The organism is Actinomadura rubrisoli (genome assembly GCF_004349215.1).
Lineage (GTDB): Bacteria > Actinomycetota > Actinomycetes > Streptosporangiales > Streptosporangiaceae > Spirillospora > Spirillospora rubrisoli.
Map to the genome: position 1 here is coordinate 21006 of NZ_SMKU01000084.1, position 7650 is coordinate 28655.

Sequence of the window (7650 nt, forward strand, 5' to 3'; positions counted from 1 at the left end):
AATGGGCGTGCCCGTCCGGAGATCGGCGAGGTAGCGTGGTCTGACAGACCCGACGACCGAGGAACCACAGGAATCCGATGGCCTTTCACGAGGTGGGACGGCGAGCTAGCCGCGCCGAGCTGGGGAACGAGCAGTCGTTCTCGGCCCGGCTCGGCGGTGTGCGCCGTCATCCCATCGACCTCGTGAGGCCATTCCATGCGCTCTTCTGACATCCGTTCGACGTTCCTGGGCTTCTTCCAGGAACGCGACCACCGCGTCGTCCCGTCCAGCCCGCTGATCCCGTCCGATCCCACGCTGCTGCTGGCGAACGCGGGCATGAACCAGTTCAAGCCGTACTTCCTCGGAGAGACCATCCCGGACCACCCCCGGGCGATGTCCGTGCAGAAGTGCGCGCGTACGAGCGACATCGAGAACGTCGGGCGGACGACCCGCCACGCGACGTTCTTCGAAATGCTCGGCAACTTCTCCTTCGGCGACTACTTCAAACCCGAGGCGATCTCCTGGGCCTGGGAGCTTTTCACCCGGCACTACAACCTCGACCCAGAACGTCTATGGGTCACCGTGTACCTCGACGATGACGAGGCAGAGCGGCTCTGGCGGCGCGTAGGCGTTCCCCCGGAACGGATCCAGCGGCTCGGCATGGAGGACAACTACTGGTCGATGGGCATACCCGGCCCGTGCGGCCCGTCGTCCGAACTGCATTACGACCGGGGCCCCGCGTACGGGTCCGAAGGCGGTCCGGCGGTCGACGGCGAGCGCTACCAGGAGCTGTGGAACCTCGTCTTCATGCAGAACCTCCGCGGAGAGGGCTCTGGTAAGGGCGACTACCCGATCCTCGGCGGGCTGCCCGCGCGGAACATCGACACCGGGCTCGGCCTGGACCGGCTCGCGGCGATCCTCCAGGACGCCGAGACGGTGTGCGAGACCGATCTGCTCGCGCCGACGTTCCGGCTCGTCCAGGAACTGGCGGGCCGCGCGTACCCCGGGCGGGACGGGAGCGAGGCGTCGACGTCGTTCCGCGTCGTGACCGAGCACGCGCGCTCCATCGCGTTCCTCATCGCCGACGGCGTGCTCCCGGCGCGCGACGGCCGCGGCTACGTCCTGCGCCGCCTCATGCGCCGCGCGATCCGGCACGCGCGCCAACTGGGCGTCGGCGAGCCGGTGCTGCCCGCGCTGACCGGCAGCGTCATCGGCAACCTGGGCGGCGCGTGGCCGGAGCTGGAGCGGCAGTCGGAGCTGATCCAGCAGGTCGTCACGGCGGAGGAGGAGGGGTTCGAGCGGACGCTCCGCCAGGGGTCGCGGCTGCTGGAGTCCGCGATCGGCCGCGCGGGATCCACCATCTCGGGACAGACCGCGTTCGAGCTCCACGACACCTACGGCTTCCCCATCGACCTGACCGTGGACGCGGCACGCTCGGCGGGGCTCACGGTCGACGAAGAGGCGTTCGCCGAACTGCTGGAAGAGCAGCGGCGCCAGGCGCACCGGGCGGCACAGGGCCGCAAGGGCGACGCGGTCGCACGCCAAGACCTGTACCGGCGGATCAGCGCGGAACACGGCCTCACCGACTTCGTCGGGTACGACACGACGAACGCCGAGACCCGCCTGGTCGCGCTACTGGACGACACCGACACCGTCCAGAGCGCGCGCGAAGGCGACGAAGTCGAGGTGGTTCTCACCCGTAGCCCGTTCTATGCGGAGGCGGGCGGCCAGGTCGGCGATACCGGCACACTGCGCACCTCCGGCGGAGTTCTGCGCGTCCTGGACACGCGCCCCGGCCTGGACGGCCTGCACGTCCACACCGTCCAGGTCTTGGAGGGCGAGGTCCGTCCGGGCGACGAGGCGGAGGCGGTCGTGGACGCGGACCGGCGGGCGGCGACCGCGCGCTCCCACAGCGCCACACACGTCCTGCATGCGATGCTGCGGCGCGTCCTCGGCGAGCACGCGGCGCAGCGCGGATCCCGTGTCGAGCCCGGACGGCTGCGCTTCGACTTCGCGCACTTCTCCGCGATGGACCCCGCCGAGCTGGGCACCGTCCAAACCCTTGTAAACGACTACCTTCTGGACGATCCGGACGTCCGCGTCTGGGAGGCGAGCCGCGCCGAGGCGGAGGCGGCGGGCGCGGTCGCGCTGTTCGGCGAGAAGTACGGCACCGACGTCCGCATCGTCGACATCGGCGACGCGTCCCGCGAACTCTGCGGCGGCACCCACGTCGGGCACGGCTCCCAGGCGGGCCCCGTCCACATCGTCGGCGAGTCGTCCATCGGCACCGGCCTGCGCCGCGTCGAGGCGCTCACCGGCGCGGACGCCCTGCGCCACTACGACCACCAGCGGGACCTGCTGGCCGAGCTGGCGAGCCTGCTGAACGTCCGCCCCGACCAGGCGCCGGACCGCCTGCGGCAGCGGCTCGGAACGCTCGCGGAGACACAGCGGGAGCTGGAGTCGCTGCGCCGAGCCGAACTCGACGCGCACGCGGCGCGGCTGGCGTCGACCGCGGAGCCGCTGCCCGGCGGCTGGCTGGTCGCGCAGATCGTGGACGTCCCCGACCTGCGCTCCCTCGCGGCCGGCGTCCTCGCACGCCGCGGCGGCAACGGGACGGTCGTCCTCGGCACGGTGACCGGCGGCAAGGCGGCCCTGGTCGCGGCGGTCGCGGACGGCGGCGTCCAGGCGCGCGACCTGCTGGCCGGGGCGGCGCGGGAGGTCGGCGGCGGCGCGGGCGGCAAGGGCCCCGTCGCGAGCGCGGGCGGGCGCCGTCCCGAGAACCTGGAAAAGGCGGTGCGCCTCGCGGCGGACGAGGCTCGCCGGCGCATAGGCTGAATCTGGACGGCGAGGGGAGCCTTGCGATGCTGCGCGTCTTCTGTCTCGGCAGCCTCGGGATCACGGTCGAGGACCTCTACCTGATCGATCCCGACCCCGACCGCGGCGGCCACGAACGCGGCGTCCGCGTCGAGCTGCGCCTGCTCGACCCGCGCCCCTGGCGCGGCAGCCCCAACGCGTCCCAGCCGGTCATCGCGGACCGGGCCGTCTGGCGCGCCGACTTCCTGGAGTCGGTCGCCGGCGGCCCGGGCACCAAGGACCGGATGCACCACCACCCCGGCATGGCCGACAACGAGCCCGGACGGCGCGTCTTCCTCCCCGCCCTGACCGCCGACCCGATGGGCTGGCTCGAACAACACCTTCTCGACGTCCTGCCCCTGCTGGAGGCCGCCGAAGTGGACCCGGCCCCCCACCGTCCGTCGGCCGAGGCCCTCCGCGAGGCGACCCCCGAGATCGTCGGCACGGTCACCACCGTCCTCACCAGGGTCCGCGAAGGCGCCCTGGCCACCTCCCCGACAAGCGGCTGACCGTCCCGCCCGCACTCTCCCTTTCACCTTTTCCCCCGGGCAGCTTCCTCCGCCCTGCCGCGCCGACCGTCAGGAGAAGGTCAACAAACAGGGGAGGTTCGGCGATCACACGGTACGCGGCACCGCCTGAGGGAAGTGCCTCCGAACGACTGGATCCGAACCACGCGATACACGGGGAAATGGGGAAAGCATGCGAAGGTTCCTGGGGGCGGCGAGCATGGCCGCCCTGCTCATGTTCGGGTCCGCCGCGCCGGCGACGGCCGAGCCGCCGAAACCGCCCGCCGTCCAGAACGTCCAGCAGCAGAAGGCGCCGGACGACGACAGCGGCGGCGGAAGCAACAAGAAGGGCCTGTGGGGCCTGCTCGGACTCCTCGGCCTGCTCGGCGCCATGGGCATGAGGTCCCGCCGCCCCAAGGTGGGCGTCGCCGAAAGCCACACCACCGGCCGCCGCGAAGGCCCGGGAGTCTAACCGGCCGCCGCCCGGCTACGTCCCGCTCCACCCGGGAACGTACCGGGCGGCGGTCATCCTGGTCGGGCTGGCGGGATTTGAACCCACGACCCCCGGCACCCAAAGCCGGTGCGCTACCAAACTGCGCTACAGCCCGCCCACCGCCGAACGCGGTGACACCTGAAGTCTAGTGGGGATCAGCCCCGCCCGCTCCGCTCAACCCGGCATTCCGGTCGCCCAACGCCCCGCGACCACGCCCACCCGAGAAACCCTGTACCCTACGGGATGGCGACCGAGGGCCCACCCCTCGCTCCGCTCGCGGGCGTAGCTCAATGGCAGAGCCCCAGTCTTCCAAACTGGCTACGCGGGTTCGATTCCCGTCGCCCGCTCCCGAGTTCCCGCAGGTCAGACCCCCACTCGCCAAGATCATGGGTCCCGACCAAGATCTTCTATCACTGGTTCTATCACTGTAACCGTGCGCGATCATGGCGGATCCTTGCCGCTCCCCCGGCACCGTGAACCCCTCGTCCATCCCACCAGTTGGACACCGGCTCCAGCCCGATGACCCAGTCACGTCACCCGTCGAACCGGCGAGCCGCCGGACAAGAAGGCCCATCGCTGTGCCTGCAGCAGGCACACAGCAAAGCCCGTCAGCGCCCTACCCCCGCGCACAGGGAGCACCGCTTCTCGGCGTCGGATCTGAAGGTGTAGTCGGGACGATCCCCGCGTGGCCGGGAGCACGTAGCGGGCCCACCCGCCTATGGCTACTACGAGGGACCATCCTCGCGCGGGGATAGTCCCCCAGACATCTGGCGTGCAAAACCAGCGCTCTGTGCTCCCCGCGCACCCGGGGATGGTCCAACGCCCAGCCTCGCCGCCGGCCGAAGAAGGAAGGGTGCTCCCCGCGTACGTGCGCGGGGAGCACCGCGATCCACAGTATGGGCGCGACCCGCCCCAGGGACCATCCCCGCGTGCGCGGGGAGCACACGCAACTTGCAAGAAGTCGGCCGATGGCGGTCGGGACCATCCCCGCGTGCGCGGGGAGCACCCGGGCGGACTTGTCCTTCTTCGGGTTGGACCGGGACCATCCCCGCGTGCGCGGGGAGCACACGGCCGTGACGCGGACCGTGGGGCGCCCCGCGGGACCATCCCCGCGTGCGCGGGGAGCACGACTCCAAGGACCCCGATGGTGACGTGCTGCGGGGACCATCCCCGCGTGCGCGGGGAGCACGCCCGCAGCTCGGGGGAACCGTCCTCGCGCGAGGGACCATCCCCGCGTGCGCGGGGAGCACGGCCCCGAGGACATCCCCAACCAGCTCGTCACGGGACCATCCCCGCGTGCGCGGGGAGCACCGCGCGTGAGGAGCTGGAAAACGAGGGCGTGGAGGACCATCCCCGCGTGCGCGGGGAGCACCCGATCCGGTCCCCGTCGTAGATCGTGGAGCCGGGACCATCCCCGCGTGCGCGGGGAGCACACCTACCAGCAGTCCGCCGGAGCGTTCGATGAGGGACCATCCCCGCGTGCGCGGGGAGCACTATCCAGGTGACTACCTGATCGTGGAATGGAAGGGACCATCCCCGCGTGCGCGGGGAGCACCTGAGATAGGCATGGGCGACCGGCTCGGCGTAGGGACCATCCCCGCGTGCGCGGGGAGCACGACACCCACCCGCTGGCCCGCACGGCCCAGCGGGGACCATCCCCGCGTGCGCGGGGAGCACCTGGTGGCGGTGGCGGCGGTGGCGGCTGCGCTGGGACCATCCCCGCGTGCGCGGGGAGCACGACGCGAACAGCATCCGGCCGGGGCCGGGACCGGGACCATCCCCGCGTGCGCGGGGAGCACGCGTTCTGCCAAGTCCGAACCTGCTGGTACTCGGGACCATCCCCGCGTGCGCGGGGAGCACGACACCGTCCTGACGATGGACATGGCCGAGGAGGGACCATCCCCGCGTGCGCGGGGAGCACCTGTGCAGGTGGTCGCAGGCGAGCTTGCTCACGGGACCATCCCCGCGTGCGCGGGGAGCACGTCCGGGGTCTGCAGGCTCTCCGCCATCGCGCGGGACCATCCCCGCGTGCGCGGGGAGCACGGCCTGCTGGTCGCGCTCGGCGTCCGAATCGCGGGACCATCCCCGCGTGCGCGGGGAGCACGGCGCGTCTGGCGCGCCGGGACCTCCACAGCAGGGACCATCCCCGCGTGCGCGGGGAGCACCCTCGCTGACCTGCAGCGCTATCGGCCGGACATGCCAGTTTTGAGCACTTGTGGAGACTCGGACATATCAGACACGCGCGGAAAGTTGATGGTAACGCGAGCGTTCGGGCCCGGAGATGCCCGGCTGGCCAGTCGGAGAAGAGACACGCTACTCACTTCCACATCACCCGCACCGGAGGTTCAGGGGCCGACCTGTCCTCCGACCCCTGAGGATTCAGATGTTGCTCTGCTGCGATTTAACCAGTCAGCTGGCCTGGTCTGCGCCCAGTAGAGCGAGGAGGGCTGCTGTTGGTACGCGATAGCAGTTCCCGATGCGTATCACTCTGCAGGGGAACTCCTCGCGCTTGGCGAGTTGGTAGGCGTAGGTGCGGGATAGGCCGAGTACGCGGGCGGCGGTCATGATGTCGACGACGCATGGTAGTTCGGTGAGATCTGTGTATCTGAGGGTTTGCATGCGTGGGTCTCCGCGGGTTCGAGGTGTGCTCGGGGTTGTGGGCCAGCTGGGTGTGGGTGTTCAGGTGAAGCACCAGCCGCTGTCGCAGGTGCCGTCGGTTTCGTCGAAGGGGAGCGGGTCGATGTCGGGGGTGACGTCGGCGAGGGGTGCGTTGTAGCGGGTGAGGTAGACGGGGTCTTTGCCGAGGGCGGCTCGGCGGGTGTTGATGGTGTGTTCCAGGTGGCAGGCCCGGGTGAACAGGTCGGGTTGGTCGTGGCGCATGTCCTGCCAGGCGGTGAGGCGGTGGAAGGGGCAGAACCAGCAGGCGGATTTGGGTGGGACGGGCAGATCGGCGGAGCGGATGATGCGGGGGCAGTCGGTGCGGCGGATGCCGAGGTCCAGGAGCGGGTAGACGATGTGTTCGTAGGGTTCGCTGCGGCGGTTGTTGGCGCGGTGGATCTCGTCGACGCTGATTCCGATGCCGATGGTGGCGGGGTTGGCGGGGCCGGCTCCGTGGGCTTTGAGCCAGCGGCCGATGACACGGATCTTGAAGTCGGCGGTGCAGGAGCGGGTGCCAGGGACGCCGTTGCTCATGCGGACGGGGATGGGGATGGAGCGGGAGCCTTCGCGCATGAGGCGGCCGTAGAGGGTTTCGGTGGTTCCGTCGCGGCGGGTGCGGGAGAGCTGGCGGAGTTCGATGCCGTGGGCGGCTGCGTAGGGGGCGGCGTGGTCGCGGATGTAGCGCAGGGTGGCGGGGTGTTCGGAGTCGTCGCCGACGTTGGCGAACAGGAAGGTGCGGTAGTCGAGTTCGCCTTGGGCGGCTAAGACGAGGGCGGCCGTGGATTGCCAGCCGCCGCCGAAGCTGAAGGCGCGGATGGGTCCGCAGAAGGGTGAAGACTTTCTGGCTTTGGGTCGCGCCCCGGAGTGGGGTTGCTTCTGACGGCGGGGGCGCCTCGGTTCCTGCGTCGGGCAGGCCGGTGGTGGATGGCGGTCTGCGTGCAAGTACGGGCCTCCGATCAGCTGAGCTCGGCTCGGACAGCGGGACGGGTTGCGCCGGCGTATTGGTGTTCGCGGTGGGGGTTGCCGGTGAATGGGGAGATGCGGACGACGTCGCCGGTTTGTGGGGCGTGGATCATGCGGCCGTGGCCGAGGTAGATGCCGACGTGGTGGATGGACGCGGGGTGAGTGGGGGTGGTGGCGAAGAAGAGCAGGTCACCGGGG

The 7650-nt window shown here is 70.8% G+C and carries 6 protein-coding genes, 2 tRNA genes and 1 CRISPR repeat array; of the genes, 4 read left to right on the forward strand and 4 right to left on the reverse strand.

Annotated elements, in window-relative coordinates; translation table 11 throughout:
• Positions 1–195 precede the first annotated feature (195 nt).
• The 3 genes from alaS to E1298_RS17940 all read left to right on the forward strand — a co-directional run bounded on the left by alaS (position 196) and on the right by E1298_RS17940 (position 3810).
• Positions 196–2814 carry an alanine--tRNA ligase gene (alaS, locus tag E1298_RS17930; protein ID WP_131894652.1) on the forward strand — a complete coding sequence of 873 codons (2619 nt, stop codon included), beginning with the start codon at positions 196–198 and terminating at the stop codon, positions 2812–2814.
• Between the two features lie 26 nt (positions 2815–2840).
• Complete coding sequence (locus E1298_RS17935; protein WP_131894654.1) at positions 2841–3341, forward strand: hypothetical protein; 501 nt, start codon at positions 2841–2843, stop codon at positions 3339–3341.
• A gap of 190 nt (positions 3342–3531) precedes the next feature.
• Entirely contained in the window at positions 3532–3810 is a 279-nt protein-coding gene (locus E1298_RS17940) for a WGxxGxxG family protein (protein WP_131894656.1), read from the forward strand.
• A 59-nt stretch (positions 3811–3869) separates the two neighbouring features.
• Here E1298_RS17940 and E1298_RS17945 read toward each other — a convergent pair.
• Positions 3870–3946 (reverse strand) — tRNA-Pro (locus E1298_RS17945).
• Positions 3947–4107: 161 nt separating this feature from the next.
• Between E1298_RS17945 and E1298_RS17950 the strand changes: the two genes are divergently transcribed.
• Positions 4108–4178, forward strand: a tRNA-Gly gene (locus E1298_RS17950).
• A gap of 568 nt (positions 4179–4746) precedes the next feature.
• Positions 4747–5996: a CRISPR direct-repeat array (repeat unit 29 nt; unit sequence GGGACCATCCCCGCGTGCGCGGGGAGCAC).
• 244 nt (positions 5997–6240) lie between these two features.
• Here E1298_RS17950 and E1298_RS17955 read toward each other — a convergent pair.
• From E1298_RS17955 to E1298_RS17965, 3 genes are all read right to left on the reverse strand, one after another.
• Positions 6241–6450 carry a helix-turn-helix domain-containing protein gene (locus E1298_RS17955; RefSeq protein WP_131894658.1) on the reverse strand — a complete coding sequence of 70 codons (210 nt, stop codon included), beginning with the start codon at positions 6448–6450 and terminating at the stop codon, positions 6241–6243.
• Positions 6451–6510: 60 nt separating this feature from the next.
• Entirely contained in the window at positions 6511–7431 is a 921-nt protein-coding gene (locus E1298_RS17960; protein ID WP_207944695.1) for a phosphoadenosine phosphosulfate reductase, read from the reverse strand.
• Between the two features lie 14 nt (positions 7432–7445).
• A partial coding sequence (locus E1298_RS17965; protein WP_165975519.1) for a C40 family peptidase occupies positions 7446–7650 on the reverse strand: 205 nt, incomplete at its 5' end.